The sequence below is a fragment of the Bradyrhizobium sp. CB1015 genome (genome assembly GCF_025200925.1).
GTDB lineage: Bacteria > Pseudomonadota > Alphaproteobacteria > Rhizobiales > Xanthobacteraceae > Bradyrhizobium.
Genome location: NZ_CP104174.1, coordinates 4,742,762 through 4,763,013, shown reverse-complemented (window position 1 = coordinate 4,763,013; position 20,252 = coordinate 4,742,762). Strand labels below are relative to the sequence as shown.

At 65.5% G+C, this 20,252-nt stretch carries 19 protein-coding genes; 4 read left to right on the top strand and 15 right to left on the bottom strand.

Annotated features, from left to right (window positions below; translation table 11 throughout):
- Positions 1-26: 26 nt before the first annotated feature.
- On the bottom strand, positions 27-1,868 hold the full coding sequence (gene recJ / locus N2604_RS22005) for a single-stranded-DNA-specific exonuclease RecJ (RefSeq protein WP_260370323.1): 1,842 nt from the start codon (positions 1,866-1,868) through the stop codon (positions 27-29).
- A 283-nt stretch (positions 1,869-2,151) separates the two neighbouring features.
- On the opposite strand from recJ, the gene N2604_RS22000 reads away from it, so the two are divergent.
- Together N2604_RS22000 and N2604_RS21995 are read left to right on the top strand one after the other, a co-directional pair.
- A complete protein-coding gene (locus tag N2604_RS22000; RefSeq protein ID WP_260370322.1) occupies positions 2,152-3,228 on the top strand; it encodes a methyl-accepting chemotaxis protein in 1,077 nt (358 codons plus the stop codon).
- A gap of 322 nt (positions 3,229-3,550) precedes the next feature.
- Positions 3,551-4,294, top strand: a complete 744-nt coding sequence (locus tag N2604_RS21995) for an SDR family oxidoreductase (RefSeq protein ID WP_260370321.1) — start codon at positions 3,551-3,553, stop codon at positions 4,292-4,294.
- 62 nt (positions 4,295-4,356) lie between these two features.
- Here N2604_RS21995 and N2604_RS21990 read toward each other — a convergent pair whose 3' ends face one another.
- Positions 4,357-4,833: an ETC complex I subunit gene (locus N2604_RS21990; RefSeq protein WP_260370320.1), complete on the bottom strand. Its 477-nt coding sequence runs from the start codon at positions 4,831-4,833 to the stop codon at positions 4,357-4,359.
- Positions 4,834-4,955: 122 nt separating this feature from the next.
- Positions 4,956-5,408 carry an Hsp20 family protein gene (locus N2604_RS21985; protein ID WP_260370319.1) on the bottom strand — a complete coding sequence of 151 codons (453 nt, stop codon included), beginning with the start codon at positions 5,406-5,408 and terminating at the stop codon, positions 4,956-4,958.
- Between the two features lie 352 nt (positions 5,409-5,760).
- Between N2604_RS21985 and N2604_RS21980 the strand changes: the two genes are divergently transcribed.
- On the top strand, positions 5,761-6,894 hold the full coding sequence (locus N2604_RS21980; protein WP_260370318.1) for a glycosyltransferase family 4 protein: 1,134 nt from the start codon (positions 5,761-5,763) through the stop codon (positions 6,892-6,894).
- A 437-nt stretch (positions 6,895-7,331) separates the two neighbouring features.
- Here the strand turns inward: N2604_RS21980 and N2604_RS21975 are convergent, their stop codons facing one another.
- The 7 genes from N2604_RS21975 to N2604_RS21945 form a co-directional block, all read right to left on the bottom strand.
- The gene (locus N2604_RS21975; RefSeq protein WP_260370317.1) at positions 7,332-7,547 is read right to left on the bottom strand and encodes a hypothetical protein; all 216 of its coding nucleotides are present in this window, start codon (positions 7,545-7,547) and stop codon (positions 7,332-7,334) included.
- Between the two features lie 105 nt (positions 7,548-7,652).
- A complete protein-coding gene (locus tag N2604_RS21970) occupies positions 7,653-8,687 on the bottom strand; it encodes a 4-hydroxythreonine-4-phosphate dehydrogenase PdxA (protein WP_260370316.1) in 1,035 nt (344 codons plus the stop codon).
- Positions 8,684-10,222, bottom strand: a complete 1,539-nt coding sequence (locus N2604_RS21965) for a tripartite tricarboxylate transporter permease (RefSeq protein WP_260370315.1) — start codon at positions 10,220-10,222, stop codon at positions 8,684-8,686. The genes N2604_RS21970 and N2604_RS21965 overlap by 4 nt, the downstream gene beginning before the upstream one ends.
- Before the next feature lie 11 nt (positions 10,223-10,233).
- On the bottom strand, positions 10,234-10,716 hold the full coding sequence (locus N2604_RS21960; RefSeq protein WP_260370314.1) for a tripartite tricarboxylate transporter TctB family protein: 483 nt from the start codon (positions 10,714-10,716) through the stop codon (positions 10,234-10,236).
- Positions 10,717-10,902: 186 nt separating this feature from the next.
- Complete coding sequence (locus tag N2604_RS21955; RefSeq protein WP_260370313.1) at positions 10,903-11,895, bottom strand: tripartite tricarboxylate transporter substrate binding protein; 993 nt, start codon at positions 11,893-11,895, stop codon at positions 10,903-10,905.
- Positions 11,896-11,947: 52 nt separating this feature from the next.
- Positions 11,948-13,207 (bottom strand): CaiB/BaiF CoA-transferase family protein, encoded by a 1,260-nt coding sequence (locus N2604_RS21950; RefSeq protein ID WP_260370312.1) that lies wholly within the window; start codon positions 13,205-13,207, stop codon positions 11,948-11,950.
- Between the two features lie 9 nt (positions 13,208-13,216).
- Positions 13,217-14,011 (bottom strand): enoyl-CoA hydratase/isomerase family protein, encoded by a 795-nt coding sequence (locus N2604_RS21945; RefSeq protein WP_260370311.1) that lies wholly within the window; start codon positions 14,009-14,011, stop codon positions 13,217-13,219.
- Between the two features lie 115 nt (positions 14,012-14,126).
- On the opposite strand from N2604_RS21945, the gene N2604_RS21940 reads away from it, so the two are divergent.
- Positions 14,127-14,792 (top strand): GntR family transcriptional regulator, encoded by a 666-nt coding sequence (locus N2604_RS21940; RefSeq protein ID WP_260370310.1) that lies wholly within the window; start codon positions 14,127-14,129, stop codon positions 14,790-14,792.
- Between the two features lie 257 nt (positions 14,793-15,049).
- Here the strand turns inward: N2604_RS21940 and N2604_RS21935 are convergent, their stop codons facing one another.
- The 5 genes from N2604_RS21935 to N2604_RS21915 all read right to left on the bottom strand — a co-directional run bounded on the left by N2604_RS21935 (position 15,050) and on the right by N2604_RS21915 (position 20,048).
- Positions 15,050-15,463 carry an ASCH domain-containing protein gene (locus N2604_RS21935; RefSeq protein WP_260370309.1) on the bottom strand — a complete coding sequence of 138 codons (414 nt, stop codon included), beginning with the start codon at positions 15,461-15,463 and terminating at the stop codon, positions 15,050-15,052.
- Positions 15,464-15,490: 27 nt separating this feature from the next.
- Positions 15,491-16,210: a haloacid dehalogenase type II gene (locus N2604_RS21930; protein WP_260370308.1), complete on the bottom strand. Its 720-nt coding sequence runs from the start codon at positions 16,208-16,210 to the stop codon at positions 15,491-15,493.
- A 132-nt stretch (positions 16,211-16,342) separates the two neighbouring features.
- Positions 16,343-17,344 (bottom strand): class II fructose-bisphosphatase, encoded by a 1,002-nt coding sequence (glpX, locus tag N2604_RS21925; RefSeq protein WP_260370307.1) that lies wholly within the window; start codon positions 17,342-17,344, stop codon positions 16,343-16,345.
- 138 nt (positions 17,345-17,482) lie between these two features.
- The gene (locus tag N2604_RS21920) at positions 17,483-18,799 is read right to left on the bottom strand and encodes a homoserine dehydrogenase (protein ID WP_260370306.1); all 1,317 of its coding nucleotides are present in this window, start codon (positions 18,797-18,799) and stop codon (positions 17,483-17,485) included.
- A 28-nt stretch (positions 18,800-18,827) separates the two neighbouring features.
- On the bottom strand, positions 18,828-20,048 hold the full coding sequence (locus N2604_RS21915) for an LL-diaminopimelate aminotransferase (RefSeq protein WP_260370305.1): 1,221 nt from the start codon (positions 20,046-20,048) through the stop codon (positions 18,828-18,830).
- Positions 20,049-20,252: the final 204 nt, after the last annotated feature.

The following is a 20,252-nucleotide window of genomic DNA, read 5'->3' as shown; positions in this document are numbered from 1 at the left end:
TGACGCATGATCTCGTGGATCATGCGTCATCTAATCACGGATGGCCCCTGATCCGGTAGCGCGACGTCGACCACGCGGAATTGCACGCGCTCGGCACCCTGGTAGCGGTCGACCGACAATGAGCCTGCGACGTGCATCTGCTGGCCGCGGTTGGCGAGCAGCGCATTGCCGAGCTTCTGGCCGATCGAACGGAACGCGATGCCGTTGACGATGGCACCATCACCCGCCTTGAAGCGCAGGCGCAGATGCGCCTGCCCGACCTCGTCGGCAAAGACGAGCTGGTGTGCCGGCAGCGCCAGCACCGGCTCCGGATTGCCGCTGCCGAAGGGACCGGCGCGGTTAAGCATCGTCGCCAGCTCCGGCGTGACCGCGCGCGCCGAGACCGCGCCGTCGATATAGAGCTCGTTGGCGTGGCGCGCCTCGGCGACGTCGAGCGCCAGCGCGTTCTCGAGATAGGCGCGGAATTCGGCGAGCTTCTCCTTGCGCAGCGTCACTCCAGCAGCCATGGCGTGGCCGCCGCCCTTGAGCAGAATGCCGTCGGCGACCGCCTGCCGCACCGCCTTGCCGAGATCGACGCCGGCGATCGAGCGGCCCGAGCCGGTGCCGATGCCGCCGGGCTCCAGCGCAATCGCGAAGGCAGGCCGCGAAAACTTCTCCTTCAGGCGGGAGGCGACGAGACCGACCACGCCCGGATGCCAACCTTCCGAGGCCGTGACGATCACGGCGAGCTTGTCCTCCAGCCCGATCGAGGCCAGCGCCTCGGCTTCTGCCTGGGCTTCCGCCGCCTGCTCGATGACGCGACGTTCGCTGTTGAGGCGGTCGAGCTCGGCCGCGATCCGCGCCGCCTCGACGCTGTCACCTTCCAGCAGCAACCGCACACCGAGATCGGCGCGGCCGATACGGCCGCCTGCGTTGACGCGTGGCCCCAGCATGAAGCCGAGATGCCACGCCTCCGGCGGGCCGTTGAGCCGTGCCACGTCCATCAGCGCGGTATGGCCGATATGGTCGCGCCGCCGCATCGCGATCAGCCCCTTCGCCACAAAAGCGCGGTTGAGCCCGATCAGCGGCGCGACGTCGGCGACGGTGCCGAGCGCGACGTGATGCAGCATGCCCAAGAGATCGGGCTCGGGCATCTCGCTGGTCCAGAAACCGCGCTGGCGCAGTTCGCGATTGACCGCGACCAGCGTCACCAGCACGAGGCCGACGGCGGCGAGATGGCCAAGCCCGGAAAGATCATCCGGACGGTTGGGATTGACCAGCGCATCGACCTCGGGGAGATCGAGGCCGCATTGGTGGTGGTCGATCACCACCAAGGACATGCCGAGGCGTTTGGCCTCCGCAAGCGGCTCGATGCTGGTGGTGCCGCAGTCTACGGTGACGAGCAGCGTCGCGCCCTTTGCCGCGAGCCCGCGTACGGCTTCGACGTTCGGGCCGTAGCCCTCGAAAATCCGGTCGGGAATGTGGATCAGCGGATCGAGCCCGCAATGGCGTAGATGCCAGGCCAGCAGCGCCGCCGAAGTCGCGCCGTCGACGTCGTAGTCGCCGAAGATCGCGACCTTCTCGCCTTTGGTCGCGGCATCCGCGATGCGTTTGGCGGCGGCCTCCATCTCCGTCACCGTGAACGGGTCCGGCAGCAGCTTGCGGATGGTCGGATCGAGGAAGTCGGCGACGGCGTCGATATCGACCCCGCGGCCCGCAAGCACCCGCGCCAGCAGCTCCGGCAATTGGTGCCGCTGCACGATGGCGAGCGCCTGGGCTGCCCCGCGGGCATCGAGCCGGTCGCGCCACAGCTTGTCGGTGAGCGAGCGCGCCACGCCCAGGAAGGCCTGGGGCGCTTCGACGGGCAAGGCTATGGCAGGCGGCGTCATGACGGGGCTATCGGTTGGGAACTCGGATCCGGGCGATCACGCTGGCGGCCCAGGATTGGCTTTTAGGGATTGGCCGGGAAAGTCCGGCGATTTGCAACGGCCGGGCCACACAAAGCGGTGGATGGCCGGCCGGCGGGCCGGAGTGACTATCATTTAGGCATTCCGTCAAACAGCAAATTAAGCAGGCGTTAGGCGGAATCCTCGAAAAAGAATCGTATTCGATCTGTAAGTTGTTGTTCCGGGTTCATTGCAGATCAGACCTCATTGCCAAGGGAAGTTCCCGATGTCAGCTGCGCTGGGTCTGAAAGCCAAGCCTATCGCCACCGAACCTGCGGACGATGATTCCGACATCTCCGCGCTGATCAACCGCCTCACCGCGGAGGTCAACCAGATCGCGGTCGACAAGACCAAGTCGATCCAGCAGATCACCAACCAGATGAAGATGCTGGCGCTGAACGCGCTGATCGAGAGCTCGCGCGCCGGCGCGCAAGGCGCGGGCTTTGCGGTCGTGGCACAGGAGGTGCGCGGCGTCGGCCAGCAGGTCGAGACCATCGCCCGCGAGCTCGAGACCCAGCTGACCAAACGCACCGGCGATCTCGTCGCCTCGATCGACCGCATGAGCCAGCGCTCCCGCGGCGAGCGGATGGTCGACCTGTCGCTCAACGCGATCGAGCTGATCGACCGCAATCTCTATGAACGCACCTGCGACGTGCGCTGGTGGGCGACCGATTCCGCCGTGGTCGATTGCGCGGCCTCGCCCAGTGCTGCGGCCGTCTCCCATGCCTCGCAGCGCCTCGGCGTGATCCTCGGGGCCTACACCGTCTATCTCGACCTCTGGCTCTGCGACCTCGACGGCAACGTCATCGCCAACGGCCGCGCCGACCGCTTCCGCGTCGTCGGCCAGAACGTCGCCCACACCAAATGGTTTCGGGACGCGCGGTCCCTGCGCTCCGGCGACGACTATGTCGCCGGCGACGTCGAGAACCAGCCGCTGCTCGGCAATGCGCAGGTCGCGACCTATTGCGCCAGCGTCCGCGCCGGCGGCCAGGCCAACGGCGCGCCGATCGGCGTGCTCGCCATCCATTTCGACTGGGAGCCGCAGGCCCGCGCCATCGTGCAGGGCGTGCGCGTCGGCGACAGCGACAAGGCGCGCGTGCTGCTGGTCGATTCCAATTTTCGCGTGATCGCGGCGTCCGACGGCCAGGGCATCCTCAGCGAGCGCATCTCGCTGTCGCTGAACGGCCAGCGCTCCGGCTTCTACCACGACCGCACCGGAACGCTGGTCGCGTTCCATGCCACCCCGGGCTACGAGACCTATCGCGGGCTCGGCTGGTACGGCGTGATCGTCTGCGGGGCGTGAGGAGAGCGGGGCCGCCCTCCCGAAATCGGACGCGGTCGCCCGTCCAATCCAAAACTCGCGAAAACAACCCCATGCACAGTAGCCTGGGGGTTGTTTTCATTGGCGTTTTTCAAGGGCCTGTCCGCCGCCTTGCGGCCACCAAACATTTTGACACGTCGGGCAAAACGCTGGCAGCATTTTCCGGCAAGGTAAGCCCGCTACAGGCAAGAGCCTGCGCCATGGATCGGCTAGAGTCACCTCGCGCCACATTGGTCGATGTGAGAGGCGCGAGTTTCGATTGGCTTCGATCATCTCGCGCTCCGTAATCGCAAGGAGACAGGCCATGAAGATCGTCGTGATCGGCGGAACCGGATTGATTGGGTCCAGGCTCGTGGCGAAGCTCAAGCAGCAAGGTCACGAAGCGGTGGCGGCCTCGCCGAAATCGGGCGTGAACGCCGTGACCGGGGAAGGGCTTGCCGCAGCGCTTTCGGGCGCTGACGTGGTCGTCGACGTCGCCAACGCGCCGTCGTGGGAACCGGCCGCGGTGCTCGCGTTCTTCCAGCGATCGAGCGAGAATCTCGTCGCGGCAGAGGCCGCAGCAGGCGTGAAGCATCACGTGGCACTCTCGATCGTCGGCACCGACCGCTCGCCCGACAACACCTATTTCCGTGCCAAGCTGGCGCAGGAAACCGTCATCAAGTCCGGCTCGGTCCCCTACTCGATCGTGCGCGCCACCCAGTTCTTCGAATTCCTCGCGGCCATTGCCGACACAAGCGCGATCGACGGGAAGATCGTCGTTCCCACGGCTCAGTTTCAGCCGATCGCGGCCGACGACGTCGTCGATCGCCTCGCGGAGGTCGCAACCAGCCGGCCGCTCAACGGCACGATCGATATCGCTGGGCCTGAGAAGGATCCCTTCAATGAATTCATCGCACGCCGCCTGAAGGCGTCCGGCGACCCACGTCCGGTGATCGGAGATCCGACGGCGCTGTATTACGGCGCCGCCATCGACGACACGTCACTGAACCCGCTCGGCGAGGCACGGCTCGGGGCGACGCCGCTCGCAAAATGGCTCGCGAGCCTCTGAGACTCCGGCCGATCGCAAAGAAGCAGGATCGAGCATGCCGCGTGCTGCGGGAAACGGCAATGTCATCTTGGCCCCGCAGCGGCGCCGCGGCCGCGCGCCAGCACCGCCTCCGGTCGCGCCGTTCGCTCGACCCATTCGAGCTTGCGGCGCATCCTCGGCGAAGGACGCGGCCGGCGTGAAGGCCCGTCGTCATGGACGAGCTGCAGCTGAGGCGGGTGGGCGATCGATCCGATGACCGAATAATGCAGCCCTTGACGGCGAGCATAGGCCATCGCGGCCTCCGCCGAGGGGAACGTCAATTCCACCTTTGCCAAAGGATCATCATCTTCCGTCCATCCCATGAGCGGCTCGCAGCGCAACGGCGACCGCCGCTCGAATTGAAGTTTCCATTGCTCCTTCCGCGGCCGCGCCGCCGTCAGAGTCGGCGGGCTCGCGCGAGAAATGGTGGCATGAGCGTCGGCCGGAAACACCGATCTGGTGATCGGACGCAGCGCGTCACTCGCCGACGCGGACGGATGGAGCGGACGCACGACATTCATCGAAACCTCCAATTGGACATTGGCAAGTTCACGTTGCGCCTGCACCCGCTCTCGCGAGCGAAGGCGCCCCGCGACGCAGACAGCGTCGCGGGCATGAGGTCGGCAGGCGTGCGGCTATTGCCTCAGCCCGTCTGCTTCTGCTCGAGCTGCTGGTTGTCGTTGCCGGCCTGGATCGGAATCTGACGCGGCTTGAGCGCCTCCGGCACCTTGCGCACCAGGTCGATCGTCAGCATGCCATTTTCGAAGCTGGCGCCCTCCACCTGAACGTATTCAGCGAGGTTGTACTGACGCCGGAACGGACGGGCCGAGATGCCCTGATAGAGGTACTGATGCGCTCCCTTGTCGGCCTTGCGGCCTTCAATGGTCAGCACGTTCTGCTCGGCGGTGACGGTCACCTCTTCGGGCGAGAAGCCGGCCAGAGCGAGCGATATCTGATAGTGATCCTGATCCGTCCGCTCGATGTTGTAGGGCGGATAATTGTTGCCCGTCCACTGGACGGAATCCTCGAGCAGATCGACGAGGCGATCGAAACCAATGGTCGAACGCCATAGCGGGGTGTAGTCAAAGGTGGTCATAGCCACATCCTCCTTCGAGCAACATGGTTACGAATGTGCCGGACACCGTGTCCGGCGCCCATATGCCGGCCCCTGAAAAGGCGGCCGATACAGCGCGATCCTGCGCTTGCGTCGATCAACTTAGAGCGGGCAACGCTCGTTTCAAGGGCCTGCTGTCGGCACATCGGCACTGCCGCATGGCGTACCAGTTTTGCCGAGCGGACGGGAACGAATTCCGCCGATCGAACTTGCTAGCACGGCCGCTCGGCAGCGGCCGATTGGGCAGAATCCGGGAGCGCAAGGGGGCGCGGGACATCACCATCGCCGGCTCCAGCGCAGGCCGCCAATCAAATAAGAAGACTGGAGAAGAACGATGAAAATTGCGCAGATCGCGCCGCTGTTCGAAAGCGTGCCGCCGAGACTTTACGGGGGAACGGAGCGGGTCGTCTCCTATCTCACGGAAGAGCTGGTCAAGCAGGGACACGAGGTCACCCTGTTCGCCAGCGGCGATTCCATGACCTCGGCCGAGCTCGTCCCTTGCACCCCGCGGGCGCTACGCCTGGATCCGGATGTGCGTGACCCGGTCCCGCATATGATGGTCATGCTCGACAAGGTACGTGAGCGCGCCGACGATTTTGACATCCTGCACTTCCACATCGACTACCTGCATTTCCCGCTGTTCAGGCCGCATGCCGGGCGCAGTCTCAGGACCCTGCACGGGCGGCAGGATCTGCCCGACCACATGCCGCTCTATCTTCGGTTTCCTCGGATGCCGCTGGTTTCGATCTCGGATGCGCAGCGAAGCCCGCTGCCGAGCGGGAATTTCATCGGGACGGTGCATCACGGCCTGCCGCTCGAGCTGCACAAGCCGACCTTGGAACCCGGAGGCGGCTACCTCGCCTTCCTCGGCCGCATCTCGCCGGAGAAGCGTCCGGACCGGGCCATCGAGATCGCTCGCAGGGCGGGCCTCCCGCTCAAGATCGCGGCCAAGGTCGACAAGGTCGATGAAGCCTATTTCCGCGAGGTGATCGAGCCGATGATCGACGGTCGGCAAATCGCGTTCGTCGGCGAGATCAACGAAAGCACCAAGGACCGATTCCTGGGTCAGGCTGCCGCGCTGCTCTTCCCGATCGATTGGCCCGAACCGTTCGGGCTGGTCATGATCGAGGCCATGGCCTGCGGCACGCCGGTGCTCGCCTTCCGCTGCGGTTCGGTCCCGGAGATCGTCGATGACGGGCTGACCGGGCGCATCGTCTCCAGCGTGGACGAAGCGGTTGCCGCGCTTCCCGACGTGCTGGCGCTCGATCGCAGGGCGGTCCGCGCGCGGTTTGAGGAGCGCTTCTCGTCGGCCCAGATGGCGAAGCAGTACCTCAAGCTGTACCAGAAGCTCGGCCGCGGGACCGCGCCGGCGAAGCTCATCTCGCAAGTCATGGCCGCGCACGCCGCAGCCGCCAACGGACATGGCCGGGATTCGATCGCACTTTCGGCAGGGCGCGAGCTTTCCTGAGGATGCAATCATCGGCGGCTCAAGTCTGGGCCGCCCCCTCGCGCGGCTGTGTCGCGTGCGCGCGAGCAAAAGCCGGCGTTAAAGCGCGATGGCTTTGGGCTGAATCGATTGCCGCGGGTCGGTCACCTCTCTCGCTTGCGGGAGAGGTCGGCGCGAAGCGCCGGGTGAGGGCTTTCTCCTCTTGGGGATTGTCCCATTGCGGAAGCACCCTCTCCCCAACCCTCTCCCGCAAGCGGGAGAGGGGGCCCACTGCCGTCGTCGCAGCAATCAATCCTAATCTCATCGCGCTCCAGCCGAGCGACGCATTCGGCGCCTGCTACAACGCGGAACGCACGATCAGCACGATGGCCGCAGACAGAAGGTTCGAGATCGCGAACAAGGTCCAATCCGGCCTTGCGCTTGCGCTAGCCAGCCGACAGATACCGCCTCGATGAGTCTCAACATTCCTCATCGGAAAGCCGCTCGAGATAGGCAAGCCCGAATGCTGCGAGTTCCTGGGGATCACCGTTACTCCCGCGGGCTTCCCGCCTCCCTTGCAGATGTCGCTCGAGCAGGCACCGACGGCCATCCGCAGCATCGACGTTGCGATGCCGTGCGCGGTACACGCACCATGCGGTGTCCACTGCTGCTCGTAGCGGATTGTCATCGACCATGTTCCAGCTCCGACGCGGGGGTTGTTCGTGGGCGCCAACGCTTCGCCACGGCGGAAGTTTCCAGTTTTTCCCTAAGGTCCAAGTCTGCGCGCAAGGCGATCGCAATCAGCGCTCGCGCTCTTCGCGCGTGCAAGTTCGGCCGAGACGACGCGCCGCCATCTCCGCTGCGAGCAGCAAAGCAGCGCGGCTAGCGCCAATCGATGCGATGCCTTGTCCCGCGATGTCGTAGGCGGTGCCGTGCGCAGGCGTGCAGATCGGGAAAGGGAAGCCGCCAAGCAAGGTCACGCCGCGATCGAAGCCCATCAGCTTCATCGCGATCTGGCCCTGGTCGTGATACATCGTCAGCACGGCATCGAAGGCGCCAGCCTTGGCGCGCAGGAACACGGTATCGGCGGGAAACGGTCCCTCCGCGGCAATGCCCTCGCGCTGGCTTGCTGCGACCACCGGCGCGATCACGTCGATCTCCTCGCGGCCGAAATTGCCGCCGTCGCCGGCATGCGGGTTGAGGCCTGCCACCGCGATGCGCGGCCGCGCAAAGCCGGCGTTGCGCATGCAGGAATCGGTCAGCTTGAGCGCGCGATGGATGCGTTCGCCGGACAGCTTTGCAGCGACGTCCTTGAGCGGGATGTGCGAGGTGACCCGTGCGTTCCAGAGCCGGTCCAGCACGTTGAATTCGCTTGCCGGCGTTTTGAGACCGACGACCTCGGCCGAGAACGCGATCTCGTCGTCGTACTCGGCACGGGCAAGGCGCATCGCCTGCTTGTTGAAGGGGGTGAAACAGACCGCTTCGACATGGCCGTCGCGGCCGAGTTCGAGCGCATGCCTGTAATTGGCCAGCGCGAATTTTCCGCCGGCAAGTGTCGCGGTCTTCGGCTCAACCTCCCTGGGGTCGAGGTGGCGGAGATCGATGAACAGCGCATCTCCCCTCGCCGCGCGAAGGTCGGCGCGCTGCCCCACCGTGGACAAGTCCGGCCGGACGCCAGCGACGCGCGCCCCCTCATCGAAGATGCGGCGGTCACCGATCACGACGAGCCGGCTTCGGGCCCGGATGTCGTCCTGCGCCACGAGCTTCGCCGTCAGCTCCGGGCTGATGCCGGCGGGATCTCCCATGGCCAGCGCAATCAGCGGCTTTGCGGTCATATGATCACCTTTTCCTGAACTGGCGTATCGGTCGCGGGCGACGCAGGTTTGCGCCAGAGCCGCGCCAGCTGCAATACGAGCGGAAGCAGCAGCAGTGCGATGCCGCCCACGATCAGGCACGTCACCAGCTTGTTCGCGAAGAAGATGCCAAGCGAGCCCTTGGAGATCAGCATCGACTGCCGGAACGCGTCCTCGGCCTTGTCGCCGATGACGATCGCGAGCACGAGCGGCGCCAGCGGGTAGAATAGCTTCTTGAAGAGATAGCCGACGACCCCGAACCCGAGCATCATGACGACGTCGAGATAGGAGTTCGACACCGAATAGGCGCCGACGACGCAGATGATCACGATCAGCGGCGCGATCACCACGAAGGGAATCCGCATCAAGGCGGCGAACACCGGCACGGTCAGCAGCACCAGCACCACGGCGACGATGTTGCCGACATACATCGAGGCGATCAGACCCCAGACGAAATCCTTGCTGTCGACGAACAGCATCGGCCCGGGATTAAGGCCCCAGATCATCAGCCCGCCCATCATCACGGCAGCGGTCGCCGAGCCGGGAATGCCGAGCGAGAGCATCGGCAGCAGCGCGCTGGTACCGGCGGCATGATCGGCCGTCTCCGGCGAGATGATGCCTTCGACCTCGCCGGTGCCGAAATATCGGCCGCGGCGCGAGAAGCGGCGCGCAATCCCGTAGCTCATGAAGGAAGCCGCGGTCGGGCCGCCCGGCGTGATGCCCATCCAGCAGCCGATTGCGGCGCTGCGCAGCAGGGCGACGCCGTGCCGCGGCAGCCGCCCGACGGCGCGAAACACCTCGCGCCAATCGATCTTCGAGGAGACGGCGCGGGCGTGAAACTCCTCCTCGACGGCAACCAGCAGCTCGCCGATGCCGAACAGGCCCATCACCGCGACGACGAAGCTGACGCCCTTGACCAGCTCATCGACGCCCATGGTGAGGCGGACACTGCCGGACACCGTGTCGATGCCGATCGCGGCGATGGCAAAGCCGATCGCGAGTGCCACGACGGTCTTGATCGGTGCCGCGCCGCCCATGCCGACGAAGCTGGCGAAGGCCAGGAAATACACCGCAAAATACTCGGCCGGCCCGAACGCGAGCGCAACCTGCGCCACCCAGGAGGCGAGGAACGTGATCAGGATGACGCCGACCAGCGCGCCGAACGCCGCCGAGCCGAAGGCGGTCGCGAGCGCCGTGGTCGGCCGGCCGTCGCGCGCCATTGGATAGCCGTCGAAAGTGGTCGCCACCGATGACGGCTCGCCCGGAATGTTGAACAGGATGGAGGTCACCGATCCCCCGAACAGCGCGCCCCAATACATGCTGGAGAGCAGGATGATCGCCGACACCGGCTGCATGCCGAAGGTGAGCGGCAGGAGCAGCGACACGCCGTTCGGCGCGCCCAGCCCCGGCAGTACGCCGACGAGAATGCCGAGCAGCACGCCGACCACCATCAGGACCAGATGCGGCGCCGTGACCGCGATGGTGAAGCCGTGCAGGAGCTCCGCGAGATTGTCCATTGGGCCCTCCGTCAGAACCCGAAGGCGGCGGCGAGCGCGCCATGCGGCAGGCTGACCTGGAACATGCGCTCGAACACGAGGTAAAGCGCGAGCGCCGTGGCTCCTGCCATGGCGAGCGCGCGTGGCACGGATTGGTGCCGCGGGATCACCAGCACCGCGAAGACGTAGAGAGCCGAGGCGACGTACATTCCGGCAAGCGGGATCGCGGCGACGAAGATCGCAGCCGGCACGAACAGGCCGGCGAGCCGGCGCAGCTCGATCGACGTGATCGCGATGGGAACGTTTGCGAGCGTCGCGGCCGGCAGCACGCCTCGTACCAGATTGTAGAGGCTGCCGAGCACGACGATGATCCCGGTCAGGAACGGGAACGTGCCGGCGTCGACGCCTGCGCTCGACCAGCCGATGCCGTTGTCGAGGCTGGAGACGACGACGGCCACGCCGAAGCTGCCGGTGAGCACGGCGGTCGCAAGTTCAAGCGCGCGGCGGGAGATCATGGCGTGGTCCTTTGAAGCGATCCCGTGACTGCGGAAAGCCTGCCGAACGAGCTGGGCCTGCATGGTTCGAGACGCCCGCTTTGGCGGGCTCCTCGCCATGAGGGTCTGGCATCTCGCCACAACCTGCGACCTCCGCCGCAGGCGGGCGTCGCGAAGGATGGCCGCAGGCGATCTGTCCGCCAAACCTCACTTGACCAGCCAGCCCTGCTCGCCTGCGACCTGCTTGACGTGCTCGAGGTCCTCCTTGATGAACTTGTCGAGCTCGGCACCGGTCAGGAACGTGTCGACCTGGGAGGTCTTCTCGATGTACTCCTTCCACTCCGGCGTTGCCTGCACCTTCTTCATGAGGTCGACATAGAACGCGGCCTGCTCCGGCGTGACCTTGCCGGGCAGCCACACCGTGCGCGGCTGCTCGTATTGCTTGATGTCGAGGCCCTGCTCGACGCAGGTCGGAACGTCGCCCCAGCCTTCCGTCGCGGTGATTTTCGGCCCCTGCGGCAGCCGCTTCGGGCTGAACACGCAAAGCGGGCGCTGCGTGCCGCCGCGCCATTGCCCGAGGCTTTCGCTGGGGTTGTTGACGTGGGAGTCGAGATGGCCGCCGGCGAGCTGCACGGCGGTCTCGGCGCCGCTCTTGAAGGGGATGTAGGTCAGCTTGACCTTGCCGACCTTCTCGATCATGCGCGTCAGCACCTCGTCGGTGTCCTTGGACTGCGCGCCGCCCATCTTGTATTCGCCCGATGCGGCCGCCTTCAGATAATCGCCTGCCGTCTTGTACGGCGCGTCCTGCTTGACCCAGAGCAGGAACTCGTCCTGCGCCATCGCGGCGATCGGGGTGAGATCGGTGTAGTTGAAGGCGACCTTGGAGACGAGCGGCTGCTGCCAGGCATTCGACGTGCCGAAGATCACCTTGTAAGGATCGCCCGCGGAAGCCTTGCCATAGACATAGCCTTCCGCGCCGCTGCCGCCGCCCTTGTTGACGACGACGATCGGCTGATCCGTCAGCTTGTGCTTGGTGATGATGTTCTGCACCGCGCGGGCGAGATTGTCGGTGCCGCCGCCAGGGCCGGCGGTGGCGATGAACTCGATCGGCTTTTGCGGCTGCCAGGCGGCGAGCGCCGGCATGGTGCCGGCGAGCACGGCTGCGGCTGCGGAGAGCAGAAATGTTGACGTCCGACCCATGATTTCCTCCAGCTGATCTTTTGTCTTTTGTTGTTGTCGTATCGACACCAGCTCAGGCGACGCGTTCCTCGCGTCTTTCCTGGGCGGAGACGATCGCGCCTTCTTTTTCGAGCGCTTCGATTCGTGTCTGGTCGAACCCGTGCTCGGCCAGAACCTCTCTGGTGTGCTCACCATAGACCGGCGCGCCTGACCGCACTTTGCCCGGGGTCTCCGAAAACTTGATGGGAAGCCCGATCGTCTTGACGGGACCGAGCGTGGAGTGCTCGACCTCGACAACCATCTCCCGCGCCAGCGTCTGCGGATCGCTCAGCGCCTCCAGCATGTCGTGCACGGGGCCGCACGGCACGCCCTTCTCGTCCAGCGCCGCCAGCCAATGCGCCCGTGACTGGGTGCGGAAGCGCTCGCTGAGGACGCCTTCGAGCTCCTTCAGATTGGCCATGCGATCGGCACCGGTGACGAAGCGCGGATCGTCGGCGAGCTCGCTTGCGCCGAGCGCTTCCAGCATCAACAGCCAATGCTTCTTGTTGGCGCCGCCGACGACGAGCCAGCCGTCCGAGGCTTCGAACGCCTGATACGGCGCGTTGAGCGGATGCGCCGAGCCCATCGCGCGCGGCGCAGTGCCCGCGGCGAGCGCGATGGTCGACTGCCAATAGGTCTGCACCAGCGCAGCTTCATAAAGCGAGGTCTCGACCCACTGCCCCTCGCCGGTCTTGAGACGATGGGTGTAGGCCGCAAGGATACCCATGCTTGCGAGCAGGCCGGCGGTGATGTCGGACAGCGGCGGCCCGCATTTGACGGGCGGGCCGTCGGGGCGCTCGCCGGTAAAGCTCATGATGCCGCTCATGGCTTGCGCGACGAGGTCGAATCCCCTGCGATGCTTGTAGGGGCCGGTGCGGCCGAAACCCGACAGCGAGCAATAGATCAGCGCCGGGAATTCCGCGTGCAGCGCCTCGTAGCCGAAGCCGAGACGCTCCATCGCGCCCGGCGCAAAGTTCTCGACCAGCACGTCGGCATCCGCGATCAGCCGGCGCAGCACCTCTTTGCCGCCGTCGGTCTTCAGGTCCAGCACGATGCCGCGCTTGTTGCGGTTCATCATCAGGAAGGACGCGGCCTCGTCGCCGATCTTCGGCGGCACCGAATGGCGGGTGTCATCGCCGTTCGGCCATTTCTCGATCTTGATGACGTCGGCGCCCATGTCGGCGAGCATCAAGGTGCAGGTCGGTCCCGCCATGACGTGGGTGAGGTCAATGACCTTGAGGCCGGCCAGCGGCCCCGAACGGCGAGAGGTGGATTGCGATCTATCGCTTTGCATCGGCTCGTCCTATTGGCCGCGCCATTGCGGCGCGCGCTTGTTGAGGAAAGCATCGAGCCCCTCGCGAAAGTCCTGGCTCGTGTAGCACTTCAGGATGAGGTCTTCGCCCTCGTCCTGCATCAGCCGCCGTTGCAGGCGGCTGACAGCCTGCTTGGTCGCATTCAGCGTCAGCGGCGCATGGCTCGCAACGAGCCGGGCCACCTCCTCGGTGCGCCGCTCAAGGGCGGCAAGATCCTCGACGACCTCGCCGAGCAGCCCGACACTTGCGGCCTCCGCGGCGTCGACGAGGCGCGCGGTGAAGATGAGATCCTTGACGCGCGCGGCGCCGATCAGGGCGGTGAGACGGCTGACATTGGACATCGACAGGCAATTGCCGAGCGTCCGCGCGATGGGGAATCCGATCTTCGCGCTTTTGGTGCCGATGCGGAGATCGCAGGCCGCGGCGATGCCGGCGCCGCCGCCGGTGCAGAACCCGTTGATCGCCGCGATCGTCGGCACCCGGCACTGCTCCAGCGTGGTCAGCACGCGATCGATGCGGTTCTCGTAGTCGATGGCGTCCTGCGGCGTCCTGAATTCGCGGAACTGGTTGATGTCGGTGCCGGAGGCGAAGGCCTTGTCGCCGGCCCCGCGCAGCACCAGCACCTTGACCGCATGGTCGCGGTTAACCTCCTCGCAGATCGCGGCAAGCCGCTCGTACATGGCGAAAGTGAAGGCGTTGCGGGCCTGCGGGCGGTTGAAGGTGATCCGCCCGATGCCGTCGTTGCATTCAAAAACGAGGTCGTCCGCCTCCGCAGCCAGGTCCATTTCCTCATGTCCTCTTGTTTTTTACATTTTTGAATGCAAAATTTGCGATTAGCAAGCTGAAACTTCAGAATATCGACAGATGATCCCGCTTTTGCATTCAAAACGGAGCGCTTCCATGCTTCACGAGGAGGTTGTTGGCCGCATCCGCGCCATCCTGCTCGACGGCGAAATCCCGCCGGGGGCGCGGATTCCCGAGCGCGAGCTGTGCGAGCGGCTCGAGATCTCGCGCACACCGCTGCGCGAGGCGCTCAAGGTGCTGGCCGCGGAAGGGCTCGTGCAGCTGCTGCCGCATCGCGGCTCGCGCGCGGCAAAGCTGACCGACAAGGACATGCGCGACCTGTTCGAGGTCTGCCAGGGCTTGGAGGCCCTCGCCGGCGAGCTGGCCTGCGAGCGCATCAGCGATGCCGAGATCGACGCGATCGCCGCCGCGCATGCGGACATGGTGCAGCATTATCGCGAGCGCGACCTGATCCAGTACTACCGTGGCAACCGCGCCATTCACGAAGCCATCGTGACTGCAGCAGGAAATCCCGTGCTCGCCGGGCTTTACGCCTCGGTGACCGCGCGCATCCGGCGCGCGCGCTATGTGACGCCGATGACGCCGCAGCGCTGGGCGCTCGCGGTGAAGGAGCACGAGGCAATCCTCAACGCGCTTCAGCGCCGCGACGGCGTCGGCCTCGCCCACATCCTGCGGGCGCATCTGCGTCACAAGCGCGAAGAGGTGTTGCAGGCGGGCTTTGCCGAGACGGAAGGCAATGACGTCACGTTGAGAATTGCGTAACGCGCAATCCCGCACGCTTTGGTTGGACCGAGCGAACCTCTGCACGTCGCGGTGACGCTCTCCTTACAGGCGCTCCAGGCGCGCCCGCAGGTGAGCGTCGCTCTCACGGCCCAATGCAAGCAATGCGGAATATGGATCCCCGGCAATGCCGAGCACGGCGCGGCGTCGAGAGCCCCAAGGGCAGCGTCCCGACCACGCGTGGATCGAACTCTCGCAGCTGATCGAGCAATCCCGAACCGCCGATCGCGGCTTCATAGCTATCGATTGGTCTCGGCATCGCCGAAGACCTCGACCAGGCGAAAACGCTCGCACATCAGCATCATGTCCTCGCTATAGCGTCCGAGCCTGCGGAAATAGGATTGATGGGCACGGCGCCAATAGGCCAGGCTCCGGTCGCCTTCTCCCTCGTCATAAGCAAACGCATCGTCGACCTCGTTGAAGCGCCGATATGTCACCTCGATGGATTCGATGACGCAGCGTGGCTTTCCTCGCCCGTCGAGCACGACCCAGCGCTCACCGCGCGTAGACGTGTTCGGCTCGTCCTCGGTGCTGCATGTCGCGGTCTTGATGCCCTTGACGACGAGCTCGACCAATTCGTCCGCCAGCGCAGGACTGTCGCCGAACGCGAAGGTTCGCAGATGCTGATACGGCTCGGGGATCAGCTTGCTCATCGCTTCCGAGCCCTCGCGAAGCGCGGCCTAGCAGCCGAGCTTGTCGGCGATGCCGCCAAAATCCTTCGCGACGATGTCCCACTTGCCGGTCGCTTCGAAATCGACCGTCTGAAGCGGGCCATACTCCGTCGGCCGCGCCACGAAGGCGGTCTTCAATCCGTTCTTCTGCGCGGCCGCGAGATCGCCATTGTGGGCCGCGACCATCATCACCTCTTCCGGCTTGAGGCAGAGTAGCCTTGCTGCGCCGAGATAGGTTTCCGGATCGGGCTTGTAGTGCTCGAACAGCTCGGCCGACATGACGAGGTCCCACGGCAGGCCGGCGAACTTCGCCATGTTGGTGAGCAGCGCGACGTTGCCGTTCGAGAGCGGCGAGATCACGAACTTTGATTTCAGCCGCTTCAAACCGGCGACGCTGTCGGGCCAGGGATTCAGGCGATGCCAACCCTTGGTGAGGTAATCGAGATCGGCCTCGGTGAGGCCCTTGATCGCGAATTTCTCGACGAGCTGCTCCAGCGAGCGGCGATGCAGGTCGTCGAGCATGACGTAGCCGCGCTCGGGGTGCTTGCGCACGTCGTCCATGGACGCGACATACAGGCCGCGCCAACCGTCGACCAGGGCCGTCCAGTCGGCGCTGATGCCGCGCTGCTTCCCCCACCACATGAAGTCGGTGATCAGGCTGGTGCGCCAGTCGACCACTGTGCCGAAGACGTCGAAAACCAGCGCTTTCACGGCGGAGAGATCGGACATGGACGCTTCCCTCTATGTTACTTGTTCTTGGTCATTCCGGGATGCGCCGTGAGGCGCAGGCCCGGAATCCATACTCCCGATCGTGGTTATGGATTCCGGGCTCGACGCTTTGCGTCGCCCCGGAATGACGGACTAATCGAGATGGAACTTCGCCAGCTCGCGATGCTCGGCCTTGATGTAGCGCACCGTGCCGGTGACCGAGCGCATCACCACCGTCTCGGTCTCGATCACGCCGTCCTTGCGGAATTTGACGCCCGAGAGCAGCGAGCCCGTGGTGACGCCGGTGGCGGCGAACAGGCAGTCGCCGCGCGCCATGTCTTCGATGCCGTAGATCATCTTGGGATCGTTGACGCCCATCTTGGCGGCGCGCTCGCGCTTCTCGTCGGAATCGAGGATCAGGCGGCACTGCATCTGGCCGCCTATGCAGCGCAGCGCCACGGCGGCGAGCACGCCTTCCGGTGCACCGCCGGTGCCGAGATACATGTCGACGCCGGTGTTGTCGGGATCGGCGCAGTGGATGACGCCGGCCACGTCGCCGTCGGTGATCAGGCGCACGGCGGCGCCGGTCGAGCGCACGCTCGAAATGATGTCGGCATGGCGCGGACGGTCGAGCACGAGAACGGTGATGCCGTCAGGCTTGACGCCCTTGGCCTTGGCGAGACGGCGGACATTGTCGGCCGGCGAGGCATCGAGATCGACGACGCCCTTGTCGTAGCCGGGGCCGATCGCGAGCTTCTGCATGTAGACGTCGGGGGCGTGCAGCAGCGTGCCGCCGTCGGCCATCGCCATGGTGGCGATCGAGCCCGGCATGTTCTTGGCGCACAGCGTGGTGCCCTCGAGCGGGTCGACCGCGATATCGACCTCAGGACCTGCCTTGAGGCCGACCTGCTCGCCGATATAGAGCATCGGCGCCTCGTCGCGTTCGCCCTCGCCGATCACGATGGTGCCCTGGATCGGCAGCTTGTTGAGCTCGCGCCGCATGGCGTCGACGGCGGCCTGGTCGGCCGCCTTCTCGTTGCCGTGGCCGCGCAACCGCGCCGACGACACCGCCGCCCGCTCCGTCACCCGCACGATCTCCAGCGTCAGGATGCGCTCGAGCAAGGCGTGCGGGGGGACTTCAATATGGGTCGACATCGGCTTACTCCTTCGAAACGTTTGGGACGGAAATCTCCGTCCGCATCAACTCGCAACACCCACAGTTCGTTCGAACCGTGCTCTATGGTTTGAGCATGCTCTTGCCGGAAAACCGCTTCACACTTTTCCGGAGCATGCTCAGTTCTTCTCAATCCTGATGACCTGCGGCCGTCCGCTGATCACCTTGTCCTTCTGCACGGCGGCGAGCGCACGGCGTACGGCGTCCTCATGCGTCGCATAGGTGATCAGGATGACGGGCACGGGGACCGCCTTGCCGTCAGCGGGTGCTGCGCCGCCATTGGGATGACGCTGCACGATCGACTCGATCGAGATCTTCTGCTCGGCAAGCCGCGTCGCGATCGCGGCCGCGGTGCCGGGGAAATCGCGCGCGAGCAGGCGGATGTAATAGCCGCCCTCGTGGCGCTCCATCGGCGCCTTCTTGGTGTCGCGCAGCTGCGCGATCGGCCGGCCGAACGGATTGGCGCGAATGCCGCGCGCGACATCGGCGATGTCGGCGACAACGGCGGATGCGGTCGCGGCACCGCCTGCGCCGGGACCGACCAGCGTGATCGGCGGAATGCCCTCGCCATCGATCGTGACCGCATTGGTGACACCCATCACCTGCGCGATCGAGGAGGATTTCGGCACCATGGTCGGGTGCACGCGCTGCTCGATGCCCTTGGCGGTGCGAACGGCAACACCGAGCAGCTTGACGCGGTAACCGAGATCGGCGGCGGCGCGAAGATCTTCCGGCGCGATGGATGAGATGCCTTCGACATACACGGCACTTTGAGCAACTTTCGTGCCGAAAGCGAGGCTGGCGAGAATGGCGAGCTTCTGCGCGGTATCGTGGCCGTCGACGTCGAAGGACGGATTGGCCTCGGCATAGCCGAGCCGCTGCGCGTCCTTGAGGCATTCGGCGAAGGAGAGACCCTCCTGCTCCATCCGGGTCAGGATGTAATTGCAGGTGCCGTTGAGGATGCCGTAGACGCGGTTGATGCCGGTTCCGGCAAGACCCTCGCGCAACGTCTTGATGACGGGGATCGCGGCGCCGACCGCTGCCTCGAAATTCAGCGCACCGCCGTGCTTTTCAGCCGCCTTGGCGAGCTTGAGGCCGTGCTTGGCGAGCAGCGCCTTGTTGGCTGTGACGACCGACTTGCCGGCGCCGAGCGCAGCGTCCACCGCCGACAGCGCCGGATCGCCGGCGCCGCCCATCAGCTCGACGAAGCAATCGACCTCCGGATGCGTGGCGAGCGCCATCGGATCCTTGGCCCAGTCGACGCCGCGCAGGTCAATGCCGCGCTTCTTCGTCTTCGAGCGCGCGGTGACGGCAACGACACGGATGCCGCGGCCGCTGCGGCCCGCCAGCACGCGCGCTTGCGTTTCGATCAAACGGACAACTTCGGCGCCCACGGTGCCGAGCCCCGCTATGCCCACTTTCAGGGGTGCGACCATGATACTTCAGAAAACCTGCAGAAGAGAATTAACGCCGATTGGCGAGCGGAACGACGTTGTGCAACGTTTCGATCCCGCTTTCAAGGAAGCGGCGCACGCCGCGCGCGGCCTGCCTGATCCGTTGCTCGTTTTCCACCATGGCGATGCGGACATATCCTTCGCCATGCTCGCCGAAGCCGACGCCGGGCGAGACCGCGACGCCGGATTTCTCCACCATCAGGGTGGCGAACTGCATGCTGCCGATGCTGCGGAAGGCTTCCGGCAGCGGCACCCAGGCGAACATCGAGGCTTCCGGCGGCGGGATTTCCCAGCCGGCGCGGCCGAACGATTCAACCAGCGCGTCACGGCGCTTGCGGTAGGTGTCGCGCATCTCCTTGATGCAATCGTCCGGGCCGTTCAGAGCGGCGGTCGCCGCGACCTGCACCGGCGTGAACGCGCCGTAGTCGAGGTAGGATTTGACGCGGGCGAGCGCCGCGATCACGCGCTCATTGCCGACCGCAAAGCCCATGCGCCAGCCGGCCATCGAGTAGGTCTTCGACATCGAGGTGAACTCGACGGTGCAATCCATCGCGCCCGGCACCTGCAGCACCGAGGGCGGCGGGTTGCTCTCGTCGAAATAGACCTCGGCATAAGCGAGGTCGGACAGGATCAGGATCTCGTGCTTCTTGGCGAAGGCGATGAGGTCCTTGTAGAAGTCGAGGCTCGCGACGTAGGCGGTCGGGTTCGAAGGATAGCAGACGACGAGCGCGAGCGGCTTGGGGATCGAATGCACGATCGCCCGCTCCGCCGCCTCGAAGAATTGCGGCGTCGGCTCCGAGGGCACCGAGCGGATCACGCCGCCCGCCATCAAGAAGCCGAAGGCGTGAATCGGGTAGCTCGGGTTCGGACACAGGATGACGTCGCCGGGCGCGGTGATCGCCTGCGCCACGTTGGCAAAACCTTCCTTCGAACCCAGCGTCGCCACCACCTGGGTGTCGGGGTTGAGCTTCACGCCGAAGCGGCGGGCGTAATAGGCGGCCTGGGCCCTGCGCAGCCCGGGGATGCCGCGCGAGGCCGAGTAGCGGTCGGTGCGCGGCTTGCCCAGCGTCTCCTTCAGCTTCTCCAGCACATGCGCCGGCGCCGGCAGGTCCGGATTGCCCATGCCGAGGTCGATGATGTCGGCGCCGGCATTCCGCGCAGCCGCCTTGGCCCGGTTGACCTGCTCGAACACGTAAGGCGGAAGGCGGCGAATGCGGTAAAATTCTTCCATGGCTCTCTGGGCTCCGGGCAACCGGTCAGGACAGAATCGACAGGCCACGAGGGCCATTCTAAAAGCCCTCGGGCCTCATCGCGAAAATTACTCAAAATCAAATACTTAGAGCAATCGTCGGCGACCAAGGCTGAAGTCGTTCGCCCTGACTCTTGGCTGAACCGAGGTCTTTTAGCACGGCAACACGGGCGCGCCAGCGATTAC

Bases quoted from the DNA above. Each gene is read 5' to 3' on its own strand.
- recJ (WP_260370323.1), bottom strand. From the start codon at position 1,868: ATGACGCCGCCTGCCATAGCCTTGCCCGTCGAAGCGCCCCAGGCCTTC.
- N2604_RS22000 (WP_260370322.1), top strand. From the start codon at position 2,152: ATGTCAGCTGCGCTGGGTCTGAAAGCCAAGCCTATCGCCACCGAACCT.
- N2604_RS21995 (WP_260370321.1), top strand. From the start codon at position 3,551: ATGAAGATCGTCGTGATCGGCGGAACCGGATTGATTGGGTCCAGGCTC.
- N2604_RS21990 (WP_260370320.1), bottom strand. From the start codon at position 4,833: ATGAATGTCGTGCGTCCGCTCCATCCGTCCGCGTCGGCGAGTGACGCG.
- N2604_RS21985 (WP_260370319.1), bottom strand. From the start codon at position 5,408: ATGACCACCTTTGACTACACCCCGCTATGGCGTTCGACCATTGGTTTC.
- N2604_RS21980 (WP_260370318.1), top strand. From the start codon at position 5,761: ATGAAAATTGCGCAGATCGCGCCGCTGTTCGAAAGCGTGCCGCCGAGA.
- N2604_RS21975 (WP_260370317.1), bottom strand. From the start codon at position 7,547: ATGGTCGATGACAATCCGCTACGAGCAGCAGTGGACACCGCATGGTGC.
- N2604_RS21970 (WP_260370316.1), bottom strand. From the start codon at position 8,687: ATGACCGCAAAGCCGCTGATTGCGCTGGCCATGGGAGATCCCGCCGGC.
- N2604_RS21965 (WP_260370315.1), bottom strand. From the start codon at position 10,222: ATGGACAATCTCGCGGAGCTCCTGCACGGCTTCACCATCGCGGTCACG.
- N2604_RS21960 (WP_260370314.1), bottom strand. From the start codon at position 10,716: ATGATCTCCCGCCGCGCGCTTGAACTTGCGACCGCCGTGCTCACCGGC.
- N2604_RS21955 (WP_260370313.1), bottom strand. From the start codon at position 11,895: ATGGGTCGGACGTCAACATTTCTGCTCTCCGCAGCCGCAGCCGTGCTC.
- N2604_RS21950 (WP_260370312.1), bottom strand. From the start codon at position 13,207: ATGCAAAGCGATAGATCGCAATCCACCTCTCGCCGTTCGGGGCCGCTG.
- N2604_RS21945 (WP_260370311.1), bottom strand. From the start codon at position 14,011: ATGGACCTGGCTGCGGAGGCGGACGACCTCGTTTTTGAATGCAACGAC.
- N2604_RS21940 (WP_260370310.1), top strand. From the start codon at position 14,127: ATGCTTCACGAGGAGGTTGTTGGCCGCATCCGCGCCATCCTGCTCGAC.
- N2604_RS21935 (WP_260370309.1), bottom strand. From the start codon at position 15,463: ATGAGCAAGCTGATCCCCGAGCCGTATCAGCATCTGCGAACCTTCGCG.
- N2604_RS21930 (WP_260370308.1), bottom strand. From the start codon at position 16,210: ATGTCCGATCTCTCCGCCGTGAAAGCGCTGGTTTTCGACGTCTTCGGC.
- glpX (WP_260370307.1), bottom strand. From the start codon at position 17,344: ATGTCGACCCATATTGAAGTCCCCCCGCACGCCTTGCTCGAGCGCATC.
- N2604_RS21920 (WP_260370306.1), bottom strand. From the start codon at position 18,799: ATGGTCGCACCCCTGAAAGTGGGCATAGCGGGGCTCGGCACCGTGGGC.
- N2604_RS21915 (WP_260370305.1), bottom strand. From the start codon at position 20,048: ATGGAAGAATTTTACCGCATTCGCCGCCTTCCGCCTTACGTGTTCGAG.